Annotated in this window: 14 protein-coding genes; 4 read left to right on the top strand and 10 right to left on the bottom strand. The window is 48.8% G+C overall.

Annotated elements, in window-relative coordinates; all coding sequences use genetic code 11:
- On the bottom strand, positions 1-5,206 hold a 5,206-nt coding region (locus QZV31_RS11065; protein ID WP_295360583.1), incomplete at its 3' end, for an ESPR domain-containing protein.
- A gap of 250 nt (positions 5,207-5,456) precedes the next feature.
- Between QZV31_RS11065 and QZV31_RS11060 the strand changes: the two genes are divergently transcribed.
- From QZV31_RS11060 to QZV31_RS11045, 4 genes are all read left to right on the top strand, one after another.
- The gene (locus QZV31_RS11060; RefSeq protein WP_295360581.1) at positions 5,457-5,726 is read left to right on the top strand and encodes a hypothetical protein; all 270 of its coding nucleotides are present in this window, start codon (positions 5,457-5,459) and stop codon (positions 5,724-5,726) included.
- A 36-nt stretch (positions 5,727-5,762) separates the two neighbouring features.
- Entirely contained in the window at positions 5,763-6,257 is a 495-nt protein-coding gene (locus tag QZV31_RS11055; protein ID WP_295360579.1) for a type II toxin-antitoxin system HicB family antitoxin, read from the top strand.
- Between the two features lie 438 nt (positions 6,258-6,695).
- A complete protein-coding gene (locus QZV31_RS11050) occupies positions 6,696-8,465 on the top strand; it encodes a helix-turn-helix transcriptional regulator (RefSeq protein WP_295360577.1) in 1,770 nt (589 codons plus the stop codon).
- A gap of 203 nt (positions 8,466-8,668) precedes the next feature.
- On the top strand, positions 8,669-9,496 hold the full coding sequence (locus QZV31_RS11045; protein WP_295360575.1) for an Mrp/NBP35 family ATP-binding protein: 828 nt from the start codon (positions 8,669-8,671) through the stop codon (positions 9,494-9,496).
- A 305-nt stretch (positions 9,497-9,801) separates the two neighbouring features.
- Here the strand turns inward: QZV31_RS11045 and QZV31_RS11040 are convergent, their stop codons facing one another.
- The 9 genes from QZV31_RS11040 to QZV31_RS11000 all read right to left on the bottom strand — a co-directional run bounded on the left by QZV31_RS11040 (position 9,802) and on the right by QZV31_RS11000 (position 18,646).
- Positions 9,802-11,265, bottom strand: coding sequence for a nicotinate phosphoribosyltransferase (locus QZV31_RS11040; RefSeq protein ID WP_295360573.1), 1,464 nt, complete (start codon positions 11,263-11,265; stop codon positions 9,802-9,804).
- 23 nt (positions 11,266-11,288) lie between these two features.
- Positions 11,289-11,858: a hypothetical protein gene (locus QZV31_RS11035; protein ID WP_295360571.1), complete on the bottom strand. Its 570-nt coding sequence runs from the start codon at positions 11,856-11,858 to the stop codon at positions 11,289-11,291.
- 217 nt (positions 11,859-12,075) lie between these two features.
- Positions 12,076-12,642: a hypothetical protein gene (locus tag QZV31_RS11030; RefSeq protein WP_093731076.1), complete on the bottom strand. Its 567-nt coding sequence runs from the start codon at positions 12,640-12,642 to the stop codon at positions 12,076-12,078.
- 38 nt (positions 12,643-12,680) lie between these two features.
- A complete protein-coding gene (gene rd, locus QZV31_RS11025) occupies positions 12,681-12,839 on the bottom strand; it encodes a rubredoxin (RefSeq protein ID WP_093731097.1) in 159 nt (52 codons plus the stop codon).
- A gap of 285 nt (positions 12,840-13,124) precedes the next feature.
- The gene (locus QZV31_RS11020; protein WP_295360569.1) at positions 13,125-13,898 is read right to left on the bottom strand and encodes a SprT family zinc-dependent metalloprotease; all 774 of its coding nucleotides are present in this window, start codon (positions 13,896-13,898) and stop codon (positions 13,125-13,127) included.
- A 131-nt stretch (positions 13,899-14,029) separates the two neighbouring features.
- Positions 14,030-14,500, bottom strand: coding sequence for an SsrA-binding protein SmpB (gene smpB / locus QZV31_RS11015; protein WP_093731078.1), 471 nt, complete (start codon positions 14,498-14,500; stop codon positions 14,030-14,032).
- 58 nt (positions 14,501-14,558) lie between these two features.
- A complete protein-coding gene (gene rnr / locus QZV31_RS11010) occupies positions 14,559-17,081 on the bottom strand; it encodes a ribonuclease R (protein WP_295360566.1) in 2,523 nt (840 codons plus the stop codon).
- Between the two features lie 119 nt (positions 17,082-17,200).
- Positions 17,201-17,686, bottom strand: coding sequence for a PaaI family thioesterase (locus QZV31_RS11005; protein ID WP_295360564.1), 486 nt, complete (start codon positions 17,684-17,686; stop codon positions 17,201-17,203).
- A 138-nt stretch (positions 17,687-17,824) separates the two neighbouring features.
- On the bottom strand, positions 17,825-18,646 hold the full coding sequence (locus QZV31_RS11000; RefSeq protein ID WP_295360562.1) for an alpha/beta hydrolase: 822 nt from the start codon (positions 18,644-18,646) through the stop codon (positions 17,825-17,827).
- Positions 18,647-18,717 lie beyond the last annotated feature (71 nt).

Genomic DNA, 18,717 nt, shown 5'->3' with positions numbered 1-18,717 from the left:
CCGCGCCGTCACGCAGCAGGTCATTGGCGCTGTCGCTTACACGGCCTAACCGGAAGCTGGCTTCCGTATACACATCATGCTTGTTCGTCCATTTGGCCAACAGACCGCCGCCTGCATAATGGGCGTCCCCGTCGCTCCGGCCCACATCACTGTGCATCGTGTAATTGCCTTTTCCGTATTCACCGAAGATACCATACTGCAGCGTGCCTTTTTTCGTTTCCTTCCTGGCGCCTACGCCTACCGCCGCGCTCCAGCTGTTGATATTCACATGGCTTCCCGTCTCGTAACGGTCCTTTCCACCGCCGATGCTTGCAGAAGTAGAGGCTCCGTCCGAGCCTGCGTTGGATACATTGCCAAAACCATCCAGCACCTTGTCCAAATGTCCGATACCGTTCGCCAGCAAGCCCATGGTCGCTTCCACTCCCATTACGGCCTTGTGGGTCTGCTCGGAAACACCCGCGCTGGTCTTAGTGCGGAAGACCAGGTTACCATTTTCCATGGTAGCAGAGCCTTCGCCTTCAAAAGCCGTTCCTACCATGTACTTAGAACCTATAATATCTTTCGGTTCCCCGCCGAAGTCAGAAACCAGCGTCGTCTTCTGATCTGCTTCAATATACATCTCTTTGTAGAAATCAATGTTGGACGTATCTACTACCGTAGCGACGTCAAAGGAAACATTCTTCAAGGTTTTGCTGTGATCAATTAGCGGATTGCTGCCAGTCCACTCAACTTTTTCAAATTTCAATTCACTTGCCTGATTGCTTACTGCCGTAACCATTACATTGCCATTCGTGTTCGCAACGTTACTGGTCAGCTTCGCATTTACTGTAACACCATCCACCGGAGTAACGCTGTATGCTTTTTCTACTTTCGCTTTTTCTTCATTAACAATCGCTTTCAGCGAATTATTCGCCTTCAGCAACGTCATGGACTGTTTTGCTGCAACTTCTTCCGGTTTAGCATAGGTCATCGCAAACTTATCCATGCCAATTGTCGTTACACCGGCAAAATTGTTTGCCTTATCGCTGAAGTCAACTAAGGTCGCACGCTCCTGCCACGCCACGGAACCAATGTCTGCCTTATTTACATTGACACCGGTTACTTCATATTTAATCGCATTGTCCGCGGCCTTCACTTCACCGGCTACCTTTCCGGAAAGGGTAATTCCCTTTTCACTGTAATTCATGTCGATGCTTCCGGCATCCGTCGGCTGCGTAACCTTACCTGCCTTTAAGCCTGTTGCGGAAATTAATGTCATGGCGTCGCCTTTTTTCAGCGCCTTGTCCGTCTTACCCGTTACTTTCAGATTCGTTGCATCAACATCCGTAGCGCCGAATGTGTATTTTGCCGTTCCTTTGGCTGCATCGTAATACGCTTCACTGTCGTTCCACGCCACTTCGCCGGTAAAGGTCGCTTTGTTCACTTCTTTTTCCCCGACCTTGTACACAACCTGTGTTTTCTTGTCATTCAGGGACAATGTATCCTTGTGCGTTCCTTCAAAGGTCAGTTCTTTTCCGTCTACCTTTTCATCTGTGAAATCAACAGCAATAGAACCCGGTTCATCCGTAAATCCTTTCAGGGCTGTGCCATCCGCTTTCTTGATTGCGTCAGTAGCGTCAAGAACAATCATCTCTTCCCCGGCGTTCATCGCAGTGGTCGCTGCATCTTTAATCGTAAAGTTGGTTGCATTAATGTCCGCCGTCGTCAAATCATATGCATTGCCAAACTCACGGGCCGTCTTTGCAGTATTAAACGTAACTTCACCCAGTGTAATGGCCGTCACATTGTTCTTGCCCTGGTGGTAAATCAACTGGTGAGCATTACTTTCATTTACTTTCACGCCGCTTGCCGTTGTCTCGCCGGCAGAAATAACCACACCACTCTCGTGCGTGGTCTCTGCAATGGAAGTCCCATCTTCCTTCCATTTCTTTTTACCGGTAATAGCATCATTGGTAAACACGACCGTATCGCTGGCAGTCAAAATCGTCTTGGTTTCATCAGCTTTCAAACCAGACAGGTCCGCTTTTGCCAATTCTCCCGTCTCAATCGTCTCACCAGCTTTCAACGTCCAGCCGCTGGTAGCAGTGGCAACGTCAGCAGGCGTCCCATTCCAGTTGGAAAGGTCAATCTTACTTGCTTCTACAGTGTTCACCTTAAATTTCACTGCGCTTTCTTCCACAGCAACGCTTCCGGTTGCGGTAGCATTAAACGTAATGCCGTTCGTTGCGTCGCCACCGTACTTGATGGCAACTGTCGCAGCATCCGGCTGAGTAACGGTTCCGGCTGTAATGTTCGTAGCGGAAAGCAGCGTCATGGAACTGCCCTTGGTCAACGCTTCTGCGGTTTCATTAAATGTCAATTTTTGCGCGTCCACATTCGTCTTGCCAAATTTGTATTGGGAATCTGCTTTGTAATACGCATCGCCAGTGCTGAAATCCACCGCGCCATTAAATGCAGCCGTTTCCACATTTTTATCGCCTACGGTGTAAATCAGCTGCGTCTTTGCAGTATTCAGCGCAAGGGTATCCGTGTGGGTACCGCTCAGTGTTAGCACCTTACCGGAAATTGGATCGTCGAATTTTTCCTTATAGGTTTGTGCCGTAAACGCAGGCAGCGTGGCTCCTGAAACCGCAACCGCTTTCGTTGCGTCGAGAATCACCATACTGGTTCCGCTTGCCATATTCTTTTTGCTTGTAGGAGAAAACGCTAACTTATTGGTGATCGTCGCGCCAGTCAGGTTATCCCCGCTGCCGAAGGCACGCGCCGTACCGCCGGAGGTAAAAGTATCCGTCGCGATGGTAATTCCTGAAATCGTGCTGCTGAACGCATAGCGGATCTCATAGTTACTGTTTTCCAACGAAACCTTCTTGCTCTGTGTACCTGTTACGGAAACACCGTTGACCGCAGTGTCAGTTAACGCACCGCTGTCAAAGGTAACACCCGTTGCCAGTTCTGCCGAAGTAGCCGTCTTCTCCGTGCTGCCGTCTTTGTAGGCAAGGCCGATGCCAGCGCCGCTGGCTCCCAGATCATTACCAGCTTTCAGCAGTGCCATGCTCTCGCCGTTCGACGGAGTCTGATCAAACTGCATATTTGTAATGTCCAGCGTGCCAATGTTTGTTATCTTAGTCGCTTCCAGGACAGGAAGCGTTGTACTCCACTTTACATTGTGAAGGACGATACTTTCAAAGTTGGAAACCACTTTCAGTTTGTTATTCACAGTGCCGTCGCTGCTCTTACCCTGCCAGGCAGCGCTGCTGCTCACCGTTGCGGTTCCATTGCTGTCATATGTTTTTGTTCCGCCTACATGTAGTTCGTTGCCGGAATGAGTAGTAACATTATAGTTATAGCCGCTTATTTCAGCAGTATCCAGTCCTGTCACCTCACCGGTAATATTTACTACATTATCTTTTGCAGTAAGCTTATTTGCATTCGAAACGCCTGCCGTTATTGATATAGTATTAAAAGGAGGATCTTGGCTCTCAGGCTCAAAGCTGCCTCCACTGATAGTAACAGTATTACCTGTAGCTTCAGAATTCCAACTCCTTCCCCCCATAATACCTTCCACTACAATCTTTGCATCGCCACTGATTGTCACCGCATTATATTTTGCATCGCCACCATTACTGTCGCCACCCCAAATGATATCATTAATCGCTCCACCGGTAACGGTAACCTTGTTATTGGTTACAGCGCCGGAATTACTGGAACCGCCGTAAATAGTGCCGTTCACCGTGCCGCCGGTAATATTCACTGAATTTTTTTCTGCTACGGTGCCTGAACCTCCATATACATTACTTACTATACCGCCGGCAATCGTTACGGTATTCTCCTTAGCAGTGTCGTAAACACTTATACCACCAGTCACGTCCCCTACAGTGCTGGTAAAATCTTTCGTAATATTTACCGTATTGAGTTCCGCATTAAATAAATTGCTGTACCCGCCTGTCACTTCAGTGTTATTGTTGAATGTACCACCACTGATAGTTACCGCGTTCTTATATGCAATGGTGGATTCGCTTGGACCATTGTTGCCATAGGTGTAACCGCCATATATAAACCGAACACCTTGTGTTTCCACATTGCTGCCATTAATTTCAACTTTGGCTTTATTCAGAACACCTCCAGCAATTTTCACCTCGTTTCCATCCACTTTTCCGGATGGATTGCCATCACCACGGCTATAACCGCCATAAATATCGCCAGCCAGCGTACCGCCATTTATGGTAACAATATTTTTTATCGCATCGCCAGATTTATTGTTCTTAGCCTCAGTATTCCCGCCATAAATATCTGCCATTACGGTGCCTTTGTCGATTGTCACCGTATTGCCTGTCACATTACCAGAGTTACCAGAAGAGTTATAACTATAAGCGCCATATAATTGACCGCCGGAAAATACGGTTTTGCCGCCAGTTGTTGTGATTCCGACAACTCCTCCGTTCATTACAACATGATTGGTTTCTGCTGCACCACCTGTTGTATAACCGCCATAGACCTTATGCACCGTGCCGCCGTTCAGATTCACGGTGTTGTTGCTTACTTTTCCTCCATTGGTATAACCACCATACACACTATCTGTTATCGTACCATTCGTTATGGTAGCACTGTTACCGCTGACGTTGCCTTCTTTGGAATAGCCGCCATACACGGCATAAAGTAATTTATCACTTGTATTATTGATCGTAATGCTGTAGCCGGAAACATCTTTGTTGGTATCGTAACCGTCCATGGCAGACGGGTATTGTTGGATAACCGTAATGGGAGCATCATGACATTCTATTAGTTGTCCATCTACAACTTTGAAAGATACAACGTCTCTTTCTGCAATAGCGTTAAATTTTTCACTGCCGTAAGTGTAGGTAATATTACCATAAGCATGCTTCCTAGGATCTGCATTTATATTATTATTAATAGTATCAATAGTATCAGCTGTTATTGTTACGGCTGTTGTGCTGCCATTCCATTCAAGACCGTCACCCATGATAAGCTTGTTCACAACGCCGACGCTCCCCGCTTCCGCCACGGACTCGCCAAAAATTGGGAACACTGCCCCGCTGCACAACAGGGAAGCCGCCACACCCAGGGACACCGTGGCCATTCGTAAGCTGCGGGCGCCGCATCCCTTCGTCTGCCGTTTTGCCAATTCACTGGTCACCACGTAACAATGTTTCACTTTGCTCCACACAACTTTGTAAATTTTATTCATACTGGTCTCCTCCTTCAGGAATTGCCGATTCGTTTGTCTAAACACAAACTGATCCGGCCGGCGCTTCCCTAAATTATTATTTTAATTTTTGTTTTTATATTTTTTATTGCAGACCTTCGCTGCAAATTTGAAACGCAAAAATTAAATCCCTTTATTATGCTTGCCTTTCAGGCAACTACGTGCTATAATTTTGTTACTAAAAAGTAGTTGCAAACAGTTCGCCAAAAACCGAAAAGGCGGTGGTTACATTTTGTCAGGCAAAGAAAAGCTATTAGCCAAACTTTTAGCAAAACCAATGCCCAAGGACTTCACCAAGCAACAGCTGGATTCCTTGATGAGCAAGTGTAGCTGTATAAAAATGGCAGGTGGCAGAGGTTCTTCCATCAAATATATCTACAGAATAAATGCGCATACCACAAAAAAACTGATCTTTGATGAACCTCATTCTGGCAACAACCTGTACAGCTACCAAATCGAAAAAGTCATAGAGTTTCTAAAAAGTATTGGACAGTTAGATTAATCATGTGAATGGCAAAACGCCAAGGAGGATAATATCATGCCAGAATCAATGCTTGAATACAAAGGTTATCATGCAAAAATTTACTTTGATGCAAGAGATGATATTTTCGTAGGTGAAGTGTTTGGATTGAATGACTCGCTTAACTTCCATGGGAGCAACGTTCAGGAGTTAAAGGAAATGTTCCGGCAATGTATTGATAATTATCTGCAACTGTGTCAGGAATTAGGTGAAGAACCGGAACGCGAGTTCAAAGGAAATTTCAATATCCGGGTGCAACCAGAACTGCATCGCCAGTTGGCCTATAACGCTTTAAAAGAAGGAAAGTCACTTAACCAATATATTAACGAAAGTCTGGAACAGTTTATTGCAAACAGTGCAACTGTTCCTGAACAACCTCAAGCTCCTGCTGAAATGGATGCTGAAAGGATGTCTGCCGAACAGTTTCGGGAAAAATTACAGAAAGGCTATGACGATATTGAAGCTGGCAGATATCAAGTAGCTGAAACTATCTTTGCGCAACGGAGGAAGTAAGTTAAATACTTCCCCAAAATGCCTGCCACGCGGCAGGTATTTTTTGTGCCCGTTTTTGCATTGTTTTTTCTTAATTAAATGGGCGCATAAATCCCCTGATTTTATTTTAGATCCTGCCAAGGGATCCAACAACCGCCTTTCGCTTTTTTGAGAGTATAGTCTTTCCTATACTTTTGTCGAAATTTAAATCAGCAAGATTTAAATCACCTATACTTTTTTCGTTTCATCCCTTTTTTCTTTGCAAAGAATTTGATAAAATTTTAATAGAAACTGCAACATGCTTTGTTGTTTCTTATTTTTTTGAAAAAAACGAAAAAACAAAAAGAACGGATTTGGTTCAATGCATTTTGGCTAATGCTTTTTTGCTGTATGCAGATGAATCAGCCAGCGAATCGGCCAGCAGTTTTGTAATTTTACGGAAAGAAGGGAGGGAACGACATGGACAAACGCCTCATCGCGGCTAACGCGCTGTCGTTTTTCAGCATGGTTATCGTGTACCAGGCGTTCCTCACCGTGGCCTCCCCCCTCTCCGCGATCCGTCTTCCCTTCAGCCTCATGCAGCTGAACCTGTGGTTCATGTTTGTTTCGCTTTTTGGGGTGTTGCTCTTTGCTTACACGTTCCATCGCGAACCGGAACGGGATGTAACGCGTCTGCTGCATATTTCTCTGGCTGTCAACGGGCTGTCCGTATTGGCGCTGGCGGCAGGACTTGCCGGAAAAACAGTAACTTTCTTCCTATATATTGGGGGTCTTTTGTTCCCCCTGGCCTGCGGGTATCTGGACGGTTGTCTGTTCTACATCCTGGCCCGGCATACAGTGCCCCGGCGTCAGGGGATCGCCATCGGCCTGTACATCGCCATCACCAACGGGCTTTTGTTTTTAGTGCAGCGGCTGGTGGAACGCGCAACCGGCGAGCCGCTGTTTTTCCCCTGGCCTTTACTGCTAGTAGCCCTGGCACTGATTGCTATCCTGATCCGGCCCGTTCCGACAGAAGAAACAGCGCAACCGGTGGTTCCCCAAACGCAGGTCTCGGACCATCTGCCTCTTTTTTGCGGCATCGGGATCCTGCTGTCATTGCTCATCGGCCTTTCTTCCACCCTGGATTTTGTGGAATACGAAGAATATTACCGCAACTGGCATGCCATTTCCCGCTTGTTTCTGGCCGCCGGTTATCTGGCAGCAGGCTGGCTGGCGGATCATTACCCGGTGTGGCTGCCTGTGGCGGCTCTCCTTGCCAAGGTGGCGGTATTCGCGGCCTACACCTTTGTACTGGAAGGCGCGCCCCTGTGGTTCACCATTTTTGCCGATGCGTTCTTCTCGCCTTTCATTATTCTGTTCATCATCTGGATGTTCTTTAACGTGGCGCTACGCTCCACCCGTCCAGAACTGTGGGCGGGCATGGGCCGCGCCATTGAGCGCCCCTTCCATGTGCTGGGTGCCCTGGCAGGGGAAATGCTGCTGGAGCACAAGGTTTCCCACGGGGTGATGTCCCTGGTGTACATGGGACTGCTCATACTGGCCGTCGTGTTATTGTACAGATTGTTCCTGCTGTACGCGGAGGCCTGGAAGCATTCTGTAGAATCAGAGGCGGACGCCCGTGTAAAAGCGGAAACTGCTTCTTTTGCCAATGCCGGGTTGAACGCCGCAAAAAACACAAAGACCTTGGCAAACGCAGAAATTTCAGCACAGGCTTCTGCAGATCATTTTGTCGAAACCGTTGAATCAGAAAATAAAAAAGACACAACAGCTACAGAAACTATAACTGCTGTGTCTGCGGATTTTTTTGATAACAACCAGTTGGAAATGGTTGCTGACGAAACAGAAACATCTGAACTTTTCACGACAGAAATTGCGGAAGATGCAACAGCGGTTAAAATAATATCCGCTGCGTCTGCTGACAATTCTGAAAATCAGGAAGAGGAAACCGCGGCTGAGAAAGAGGAAGCGAAACCGGACGGCTCACAGCCTGACGACTCCGGTCCTCTGCATGGCGACCGGTTGCGCAAATATCAATTGCGGTATCGCCTCACCAACCGGGAGACGGAAGTGCTGTGGGAAATCCTGCAGAAGCACAAGATTGCCGAAATCGCTTCAAACTTGTACATCACCCTCCCCACGGCCAAGTATCACATCTCCAACATTTTGCAGAAAACGGGAGCGCAAAATCAGCGCGAGCTGCGTTACATGATCCAAAAAGATGAGTCGTAAGGAGACGCTGATTAAATGAGTCTCCTTATTTCTTTCCTGTAATCTTGCTTCTGCCGTAAGTTTCAGTTATAATGAAGCTGGATTGACGCGGCTCACGGCGTGTTGCTGTAACGCGATAACAACATGCTGCGGCTCGTACCATGCTGCGTCAATGCGGTAACAAAATTTACAAACTATAATACGATTCAGGAGAGGATTTTCAAATGGCAGATTGTAATCACGATTGCGGAAGCTGCAGCGCCAGCTGTGGTGAACGGCAGGATCCGGCCTCTTTCAAAAAGCCGGCCCATAAAGAAAGTCATATTAAAAAAGTCATAGGCGTTGTCAGCGGCAAAGGCGGCGTAGGCAAATCCATGGTCACTTCCCTGCTGGCCATGGCGCTGCGGCGCGCGGGCAAACAGGTAGCGATTCTGGACGCAGACGTAACGGGACCGTCCATCCCCAAAACCTTCGGCCTTCACGGGCAGGCTCTTATGACAGACCGGGGTGTGTTCCCCATGGAGACCCGCATGGGTATCAAGGTCATGTCCATCAACCTGTTGCTGCAGAATGAAACCGACCCCGTGGTATGGCGGGGCCCCATTATCGCCGGAGCTATCCAGCAGTTCTGGACCGATGTGATTTACGGCGACGTGGATTTTCTGCTGGTTGACATGCCTCCGGGAACCGGAGACGTTCCCCTCACCGTTTTCCAGACCATGCCGGTAGACGGCATCATTGTCGTCGCATCCCCCCAGGAACTGGTAGGCATGATTGTGGAAAAAGCCTGCAACATGGCAAAGATGATGGACGTTCCCGTGCTGTCTATCGTGGAAAACTTCAGCTATTTCAAATGCCCGGACTGCGGCAAAGAACATCCCCTCTTCGGCAAAAGCAGACTGGCTGAAACTGCGGCGGCACATGGCGTCGTGTGTCAGGATAAACTGCCGGTGGATCCCCTTTTGGCAGAGGCGGTAGACAATGGCAAACTGGAAGAAGCCAACGTTCCTGCCCTGCCGCAGACAACGGAGCTGTTGCTGAAGATGCTGTAAGCCAACGTTCCTGCCCAGCCACAGACGACAGAGCTGTTGCTGAAGATGCTGTAAGCTAACGTTCCTGCCCTGCTGCAGACGACGGAGCTATAACAAGGTAATCAAAATTACATACAAAAAAGCAAGTGCACAGGGATTGAGCAAAACGTCGGGAGTGTTTGCGTCATTCCATGAGACGAAATGTGCCGCGGTGGCGAGACTGTTTGAGGGCAAAGCCCGAGTTTCGAAGCCACAGGCACATAAGTCATGGAATAGCAAACACGTACGGTTTTGCTAAACCCTGTGCACTTGTAATTTTTTTATTGTCAAATCCCTTTCTTCCCAGACGCGGCCAGCATATCGTGCTTCAGCGTCCACAGCTTTTTGGACAAATCCACGTTGTACTTGTGGGGATTTTCAAACCGTTTCACTTCATCCCACAGGCCGGCCACTTCCCTGGCGCAGTATTCCTGCAGCTCCTTCAGACCGGGCTGCTTGTACACCAGCTTGCCTTTTTTGAAAATAGGCACCTGCAGTTCTCTGATTCGGAAATCTGTCAGCGTCCGCTGCTTCCAGGTTGCTTCCGGATCAAAGATAGTATGGGGCAACGCTTCGGAGACCATCTCGTCGCGCATGCAAATTTCATCCGCAATGGCTTTTCCCGTTTTCTTGTCGTAGAAACGGTACACCTTTTTAAAACCGGGGTTGGTGATCTTGGCTGTGTTCTCGGAAATTTTGATTTTGGGAACAATGGTTCCGTCTTCCTTTTCCACCGCTACCAGTTTGTACACGCCGCCGAAAACAGGGCTGCTCTTGCTGGTGATGAGCCGCTCGCCTACACCGAAAGAATCAATTTTCGCCCCCTGCTGCAACAGATCCCGGATCAGGTATTCGTCCAGGGAATTGGAAACCACGATTTTTGCATCGGTCAGTCCCGCTTCATCCAACATGACACGGGCTTTTTTTGTTAAGTAAGCCAGGTCGCCGGAATCCAGACGGATGCCGAAATTTCCAAACCTTTTGCCTGTTGCCAGATATTCCTTGAATACTTTTATTGCATTGGGAATGCCGCTCTTTAATGTGTTGTAGGTATCCACCAGCAGCACTGCATTGTTAGGATAGGTTTCTGCATAGAACTTAAAAGCTTCATATTCCGTATCGAACATCTGTACCCAGGAATGGGCCATGGTGCCTGCTGCCGGAACGCCGTACAGTTCATCCGTCAGGGTACAGGCCGTAGCCACGCAGCCGCCGATGTAAGCAGCCCTCGCCCCAATCACCGCGCCGGAAACGCCCTGGGCCCGGCGGGATCCGAATTCCATCACAGGCCGCCCGCCCGCTGCACGTACGATACGGTTTGCTTTCGTGGCGATACAGGACTGGTGGTTGATGCACAACAGGATAAAGGTTTCCATCAGCTGCGCTTCCGCCGCCGGCGCCTTCACCGTAATGATCGGTTCATAGGGAAACACCGGCGTACCTTCCGGCACTGCATAGATATCTCCGGTAAATTTAAACTTACGCAGGTATTTCAGGAACTTTTCATCAAAGATGCCCTTGCCGCGTAAGAACTCGATATCCGCTTCACTGAAATGAAGGTTCTTTACATATTCAATGATATCCGTCAGGCCGCAGGCGATGGCAAAGCCGCCATTATCGGGAACGCTGCGGTAAAACACATCAAAATAGCTCTGCTTTTTATAAAACCCGTTTAGAAAATACCCGTTCCCCATTGTCAGCTCGTAAAAGTCTGTCAACAGGGTTAAATTTTGCTCTGCAACCGTCGGCATTTTTCTCCTTCACCTCGTTTTACTCATTCAACCGAAATCATTTCCCCGTCATGACGGATTTGAGCCGTAACGTCTTTCAAAAAACGCTGCTGCCGCTCTGACAGGATCATGGGACCGGGCCGTCCGTTTTCCTGCAGTTCTTCTGCTTCCGGCGTAAAGTTTACCAGCTGGATACCATAGCTGCTGCGGACCAGCATATCAATTGCCGCATCCCCTTTATTGCAGAACAGAACCAGGGAGCGTCCTTCCATCTCACCCTTTAAGGAACCTTCCTTTTTGCCGTCTGCAGCCTTTTTAACCGTCATACGGGTCTTATTATAATGAGGAATAATCAGGAACGCCTGCTCTTTGCCGGTACGGATCACAAAATAGTTCTTTAACCCGGCAGGCAGGATAATTCCTTTTGTTTTCGGATAAATCTTCAAATTGGCCACTGCCGCCATCACCGTCTGGTCTGTCATTCCCACGACAGCATGGCCGCCGCCCAGCACGGCCTGATAATCCGGCGTAACTTCCGATTTTGTCTCTTCAGCCGCAAAAGCCGAGACACACAAAGACAAACACACACACAACATCAACAATAATTTTTTCATTGCACAATCCTCCTTCAATCATTCAGCTTCACCGTTAAAACATCAAGCAAACACTGTCCGGATGTTATTATTCTTTGATTATATCACAATGCAATTGTAATTGCATGGAAATAAATGCGAAACTTTTTTGACTTTCTTTAAGGAAACAGGGTTGCAGCCATGTGCTACAACCCTGGTTGTTTCATTCTTTGGAATCTCCCAAAGCCTTATAACTTTTTTATTTCCACGGATCGTCTTTTGCCGGAATCCGGATCCCCGCCAGCAGTCCTTCATACTCCCACAGATACCACTCACCCGTTGAGGGTTTCAACCGAAGCGTAATAAAACGTGGGTTGTCTGCTCCGCCGCTCTTCAGCAGCAGACGGGCATAGCCTTCATTCTGGTAAGAATAGGGATTTTCGGAAACAGTCAGCGTATACGGCGTGGACGGCGTGTAATTATTATCAGGATTAGCCCCGTCAAAATAAGACCTTGCCGTATACTCCTTGCCCCGCAGCTGGTCCCGAAGGAACTGTTTATTGAAATTGTTCAGGGGACGCGGCCCCCGCAACACGTCCAGCATAGCAATGCCGGCTTCCGCATCTTCCGTATACCGTACCAGCGACGCAATGGCATAGGCAGCAGTCTGCTGCGGTGAGCTTGCGGGTTTGATCTCCGCCGCCGACTTCGGCAGCGTGTTAAGAACTACTTTTTTGCTTTCCATCGCGTGAACCGCCTTTCCGGACACACAGGAACACAGAAACGTCAAAAGCAATGCGCCTAACAGAATTTTTTTCAATTTCATGTTACACGTCACCTCTGCTCTGCGAAATTATATAATCGTTATTCTTCCGAGAAATCCTCTTTCGGGGCAGAACATAACGGGCACACCCATTCCTCCGGAACATCTTCCCAGGCAGTGCCTGCCGCTACGCCGTTATCCGGATCGCCTTCCGCCGGATCATACACATAACCGCATACGTTGCATACATACTTTTTCATTTGCATACCCCTTTCCGCATAATCATCCGTAAAAACTACCAAAAAAACAACAATCTGCACACGTTTAAGGAACTGCTCCGATTCATCCCCCCAGCATGTTTGCCGAAAAATGAATCTGCCAGTCCGTCCTTCACAGATATGCGTTAACAAACCTGTTATATATATTATATCATAGAACCTGACGTTGGAAAATGCATAGTTCGGATTATTTCAAACCGGCCTCTGTTTTCTGCCGCAATACTTTTGGAGCAGAGAATAAGAAAACGAGGCTTCTTTCGCGTTTCCTTACAACATATAGGCCAGTTTGATAATATCCTGCCGCCGCTCCCGCCACTGGGGATAATACTGATCCATCCGCGCCTTGAACTGTTCGCCGTGTCCCTTTTCCCACAGATGGGTCAGCTCATGGATCACGATATAGCTCAGATATTCCGGAGGCAGATGACCGAGATTCAAATTGATGCAGATGCGCCCCGTCCTGATATTGCAGGTCCCCCAGCGAGTTTTCATCTTGCGCACATACCAGCTGGATTCCTGTTTGCCCACCAGGGAACGGCAGCCCTGAAAGATCGCCGGCAGGAACGCTTCCATCTGGCGTTTCAGCCACAGATCAATGCATTGTTCCCGCTTTGCTTCATCAAAGCCGGAAGGACAGGCCAGCAGGAGCTTCGCGTTTTCCAGTTTCACGGAAGCCATGTGATGCTTCAGCAAGGCATCCGCCGCTTCTTCCCCACACAGCTGGCGCACCATTTCCGGATCTGTCAGCACCAGCAGTTCATAGGCTTTTCCCCAGACATACACTTCTTCCCCGGTCACATATTGACGAACCGGCTTCGGTATCATCTGCTCCTGCTTTTGCTGCTGCCGCCGGATCCACTCCTGGTTCCGGGAAACAAACTGTTCCACTTCAGACAGGGGCGTACGATAGGGTGCCGTTACAAACACTTTCGACTCCTGCGGTTTTAACCGCAGATACATACGCCGGATCCGTTTATACTGCAGCAGATATTCAATTTCACCGATTTGATGTTCTTCTACTTCACTTGGTCCTGGTCTCACTTGTTCCTCACGTGTTAATTGAATATATGTATTCTTATGCCCAAAGGGAAGACCCCGCTAAACCGCACTCGATACCTTGCCCGGGTCTTCTCTTTGCAACTTTGCAAACAACGATGTTAAGGAGGTGCTGATTAAAACTTATTCCGCTCCTTAATCACCCGCTGCATCTCACGCTTCGCGTCCCGGTCTGCCATATCGCGGCGTTTGTCGTAAATCTTCTTGCCGGTACAAAGCGCCAGTTCCATTTTCACGAAGCCGTGCTTGAAATACAGCTTCAGGGGAATGAGGGAATATCCTTTTTCCTTCACTTTACCCAACAGTCTGTCGATTTCCCTGCGATGCATCAGCAGACGCCGGGTGCGTAACGGATCGTGGTTATTATAATTGCCAAAATCGTAAGGACTGATGTGCATGTTCATTACAACCAGTTCCCCTTTTTTGGTAATCCGTACAAAGCTGTCTTTTAAGTTGACCTTGCCTGCCCGCAGCGATTTCACCTCAGTGCCCACCAGCTCCATGCCGGCTTCCATCGCTTCCACGATGTTGTAATCGTGGCGGGCTTTCCGGTTTTCCGTAATGATTTTGATTTTTGTTTCCGTCATAGTAACTCCTGTAAAAATTTGCTTCTTTATGTTATTCGCTAAAGAAGCAAAAGTTCCTTTATCTCCGTCTCCGTTTTTTCTTATTATTCATGCCCGCGTATTTATTACCACCGATGCCGCCCTTGCCTCGCTTGGCATAAGGACGTGTCACACCGTTGACTTGCTCGTGGCTGCCGTGACGCCGTTTGTTTTTCCTGTGTCCGCCGCCGGTAGCCTGGGCCGCGTCCTGACGGATTTCTTCCAGTAAAACAGCCACGCTGCTGTGGCCGGATTTATATGTTTTACCCGAACCTTCTGCCCTCTGCCCTGCAATGCCTCCGGACTTTTTCATTCTGCTGCCACCGCGCCGGGCGTTGCCCCTGCGGTCCGGTCTGCCATGGTCCCCGGTGCTGCCAAGCTGTGTCTTAATATAATCCCGCATGGCATCATTTTCCCCGGCCATAATGAAATCAATACTGCGGTCTTCCATGTTCACCTGCAGCACTTCGATTTGCACCGTGTCACCCAGCCGGTAGGTGTTGCTGGTGTGAGTTCCCGCCAGGCAGTAACGGTCTTCAATGAATTCGTAATAATCATCCGTGAGGCTGGACATGTGGACGAGCCCTTCCACTCCATTGGCCAGTTCCACAAACATACCGAAGGAGGTCACGCCGGAGATCACGCCTTCATAGGTTTCCCCAATATGTTCCAGCATGTATTCGGCTTTCTTTAAATCTACCGTTTCCCGTTCCGCTTCCGCTGCGTTGCGTTCCTGTACGGAAGAATGCTCCGCCATACTTTCCAGACTGTCTTCCGAAAGCGCAGACAAATGCTGCGTCAGGTCCGGATCCTTCAGCCAGGCGTGCAAAATACGGTGAACCAGCAAATCCGGATAACGGCGGATGGGCGACGTAAAGTGGCAATAGTATTCCGCGGCTAGCCCGAAGTGTCCGATGTTTTCCGTCTGGTACACGGCCTGCCGCATACAGCGCAGGGCTACCGTGTTCACCAGCCGTTCTTCAGGCCGCTCTTTCATTTCCGCCAACGCTGCCTGCACATCTTTGGGACGCACTTCCCCGTTTTTGGGAATGCGCAGTTTCACATTGAAGCTTTGCAGCAGTTTGGCCAGTCCTTCCATCTTGTCTTCCGCCGGAGATTCATGGACCCGGTACACGCAGGGCCACTGGAGCATGGAAAGATGCCGCGCCACCGTTTCGTTGGCCGCCAGCATAAACTCTTCAATGATAGATTCCGGCAGTCCGTGAATACGCTGTTTGATTTCTAACGGCTTACCGGCTTCATCCAATATGACTTTCTGCTCCGGCAGGTCAAACTCAATGGCGCCGCGCCGGGCTCTCTTTTTCTGCAAAACGCGGCAGAGTTCCCGCATCTCTTCCAGCATGGGAACGATGTCCGCATAATCTTCTCTGGCCTTTTTGTCCCCCTCTTCCAGAATGGCACGCACCAGATTATAGCTGAGCCGGTGATGGGAATGAATCACCGCCGGGAATATCCTGTATTTTGTAATCCGGCCCGTCTCCGCTTCGATTTCCATTTCACAGCTCATAACAAGGCGGTCTTCCTTTTCGTTCAGGCTGCAGATGCCGTTGCTTAACCGTTGGGGCAGCATGGGCAGTACCCGGTCCACCAGATATACGCTGGTGCCCCGCTCCTGTGCTTCCTGATCCAGCAACGTTTTCGCCTTCACATAATAACTGACGTCGGCAATGTAAACCCCCAGCAGGTAACGCCCGTTATCCAGACGCCGCACATACACCGCGTCATCCAAATCCCTGGCATCTTCGCTGTCTACTGTCACGACAGGATAGTCCCTCCGGTCCTCCCTGCCCTGCCAGTCCTTTTCCCGAATTTCTTCCGGAATCCGGGCCGCCGCCCGTTTCACATTTTCCGGAAAATCCAAAGGCAGATCATACTGCTTGATGATAGACAATATTTCCAGTCCCGGGTCACCTACGTAGCCCAGCACTTCCACCACACGGCCTTCCGCGCTGCGACGTTCCGCATTATGTTCTTCCTTGGGCCAGTCCGTAATTTCCACAACCACTTTCTGATTATTTGCCGCGCCGCCAAAATTCCTGCGTAAAATATAAATGTCGCTGCCGATCCGTTTGTCGTCAGGAATCACAAAGGCAAAATCCATGGTACGTTTGAATACACCCACTACCCTGGTGTTGGCCCGCTGGATAATACGGATGATCTCTCCTTCGGGGCGCCGTCCCGGCGCATGGCTGTCGATACGGGCCATGACCCGGTCATTGTTCATGGCGCCGTGGAGCTTACGGGGCGGAATGAATACGTCCGGTTTCGTTCCCTTGTTGTCGGGAATGAGGAAACCGAATCCTTTGCTGCTTAACTGGAACCGTCCGGCCACCAGCCCCATCTTTTCCGGCAGTCCGTAGGTCTCAAAACGGGTTTTCACCACGTAACCATCTTTTTCCAGTTCCATGATGGCATCCCAGAATTCGTGCATGGGTTCTTCCTTGACGGGAATGGCGAAGATCATCTCCTCCGCCGTCATGGGAGCGTAACTTTCCCGTTGCATGAATGCCATAATTTTATCTTTTAGTGAGAGTGTAGCCATAATCAATAATCCTTTTGCTGTTATTTCTATATATTTTTATTATAAACTGTTCTTTTGTTTTCATTGCGGCAAAGCTTAAACAAAAACAGGAAACGCGGTCATTCCCGATCCTTTTCTGCTTATTTTTCCAGCATCAGGGTACTGGTTGCTTCCGCCGCCACGGTTCCGTCCGGGTTGATGATAACACCTTCCATCACTACCAGACGTCCTTTCCGTTTAACCTCATGCCCTTCACAGCGAATGGTGGTACCAATCTGTACCGGTGTGCGAAACCGTAAATCAATACGGGCCGTGTAAGCAGGCACGCCCTCTTTTTTAAACAGATAGTTTCCCATAATCTCATCCAGCAGTACGGTGATCAGCCCGCCGTGCATCCGTCCATTGTAACTTTGGTGTTCCGGCTTCGGAGTAAAGAAAGCCATCACGCCGTTGGGAATCCAGAAAAAGTGCAGGTGCAGTCCCACAGGATTCTCTTCTCCGCAGGCAAAACACATGCCATATTTCTGATCCTTTGGCATTTCCATCAGCTTTGTGCCATATTTCTTTTCTTCTTCCGCCAGAAGTTTTCTTTCCGTTTCATTCATCTGTAAGTGCTGTGGTAACATGTTATTCTGAATACTCTCCATAATACGTTATCCTTGAAAATTCGCCCGATAAAAACGCTTTCCACGCCCAAATATTTATGACGTCACTTCGACTTCGTTTTTGCGTCAATAAACATTTTAAGGTTTATTTATATTCTTTTAGCCATTTTCTTTCAACCATTCTTTTATCAGATCGCCCGCTTCTTTAAAACGCAGGTCTAGATGATGATTGTCCCCTTCCATGTAATGAAGCTGCTTATTTCCGCCTGCAATTTCAAAATCCATCTTTGCCTGCTCCGGCGTTACGATACAGTCCTTTGTCCCATGAATGATCAACAGCGGACCGGTTTGCCATCGTTGTAACAAGGCCGCCACATCATACTGTAGCAAGTCCGTAACAAACGTTGCCGGAATTTCATCATGGCCGCGTTCGTCGTCCAGTACAACCGTTTTACCCTGCAAGGCAGACTGAAATGCTTCCGACCCCAGCACCTGTATGAACGTTTTCTGCAAACTGTTAGGCGCAGACCACAACACCATACCGTCAGGACAGTATGTGTTACGCTTGTACCATTCCGGCGCAGTATTTGAATGACTGATTTTGCAGCAGTTTCCTGCAGCAGCATCAGTACAGCAGTCTCCCTCACACGCTGTAACAATACAGGTTGCCCCGCCGAAACTGCGCCCTAACAGAAACAACTTTTCCGGCTGCAGCGTTTTACGGACAAAATCCAAAACCGCTTTCAGCTCCGCAATCTGATTGGTCAGCATGGTGCACCAGCTGAAATTGAAACGAACCACAGAGCAAATGGATTCTCCGATTTCATCCGCCAGTTGCGCAGCCCGTCCGCCGCCTTCCATAGATCCGCGGAAACCATGTGCCATCACCAAAACGTTACGCCGTTTTGTCTCCACTTCACACAAATTGATTACGCCGCTCAATTCACCAAACGGCCCCGCGACGGTAAAATTCTGTCTCATATTGCCTCCAAGCATCCACTCATTGCTTTAATCAACGAATTGTTTAAATAATCTTCCTATAAAAATATATA

This window comes from uncultured Succiniclasticum sp. (genome assembly GCF_902793885.1).
In the GTDB taxonomy this organism is placed as follows: Bacteria; Bacillota; Negativicutes; order Acidaminococcales; family Acidaminococcaceae; genus Succiniclasticum.
Note: the sequence above shows the minus strand (reverse complement) of the source record. Positions and strands in the feature narration are given on the sequence as shown.

What these genes read in the sequence shown, in the direction of transcription:
- QZV31_RS11040 (WP_295360573.1), bottom strand. Translation starts at nt 11,265, where the DNA reads ATGCCGACGGTTGCAGAGCAAAATTTAACCCTGTTGACAGACTTTTAC.
- rnr (WP_295360566.1), bottom strand. Translation starts at nt 17,081, where the DNA reads ATGGCTACACTCTCACTAAAAGATAAAATTATGGCATTCATGCAACGG.
- QZV31_RS11030 (WP_093731076.1), bottom strand. Translation starts at nt 12,642, where the DNA reads ATGAAATTGAAAAAAATTCTGTTAGGCGCATTGCTTTTGACGTTTCTG.
- rd (WP_093731097.1), bottom strand. Translation starts at nt 12,839, where the DNA reads ATGAAAAAGTATGTATGCAACGTATGCGGTTATGTGTATGATCCGGCG.
- QZV31_RS11005 (WP_295360564.1), bottom strand. Translation starts at nt 17,686, where the DNA reads ATGTTACCACAGCACTTACAGATGAATGAAACGGAAAGAAAACTTCTG.
- QZV31_RS11050 (WP_295360577.1), top strand. Translation starts at nt 6,696, where the DNA reads ATGGACAAACGCCTCATCGCGGCTAACGCGCTGTCGTTTTTCAGCATG.
- QZV31_RS11055 (WP_295360579.1), top strand. Translation starts at nt 5,763, where the DNA reads ATGCCAGAATCAATGCTTGAATACAAAGGTTATCATGCAAAAATTTAC.
- smpB (WP_093731078.1), bottom strand. Translation starts at nt 14,500, where the DNA reads ATGACGGAAACAAAAATCAAAATCATTACGGAAAACCGGAAAGCCCGC.
- QZV31_RS11000 (WP_295360562.1), bottom strand. Translation starts at nt 18,646, where the DNA reads ATGAGACAGAATTTTACCGTCGCGGGGCCGTTTGGTGAATTGAGCGGC.
- QZV31_RS11035 (WP_295360571.1), bottom strand. Translation starts at nt 11,858, where the DNA reads ATGAAAAAATTATTGTTGATGTTGTGTGTGTGTTTGTCTTTGTGTGTC.
- QZV31_RS11045 (WP_295360575.1), top strand. Translation starts at nt 8,669, where the DNA reads ATGGCAGATTGTAATCACGATTGCGGAAGCTGCAGCGCCAGCTGTGGT.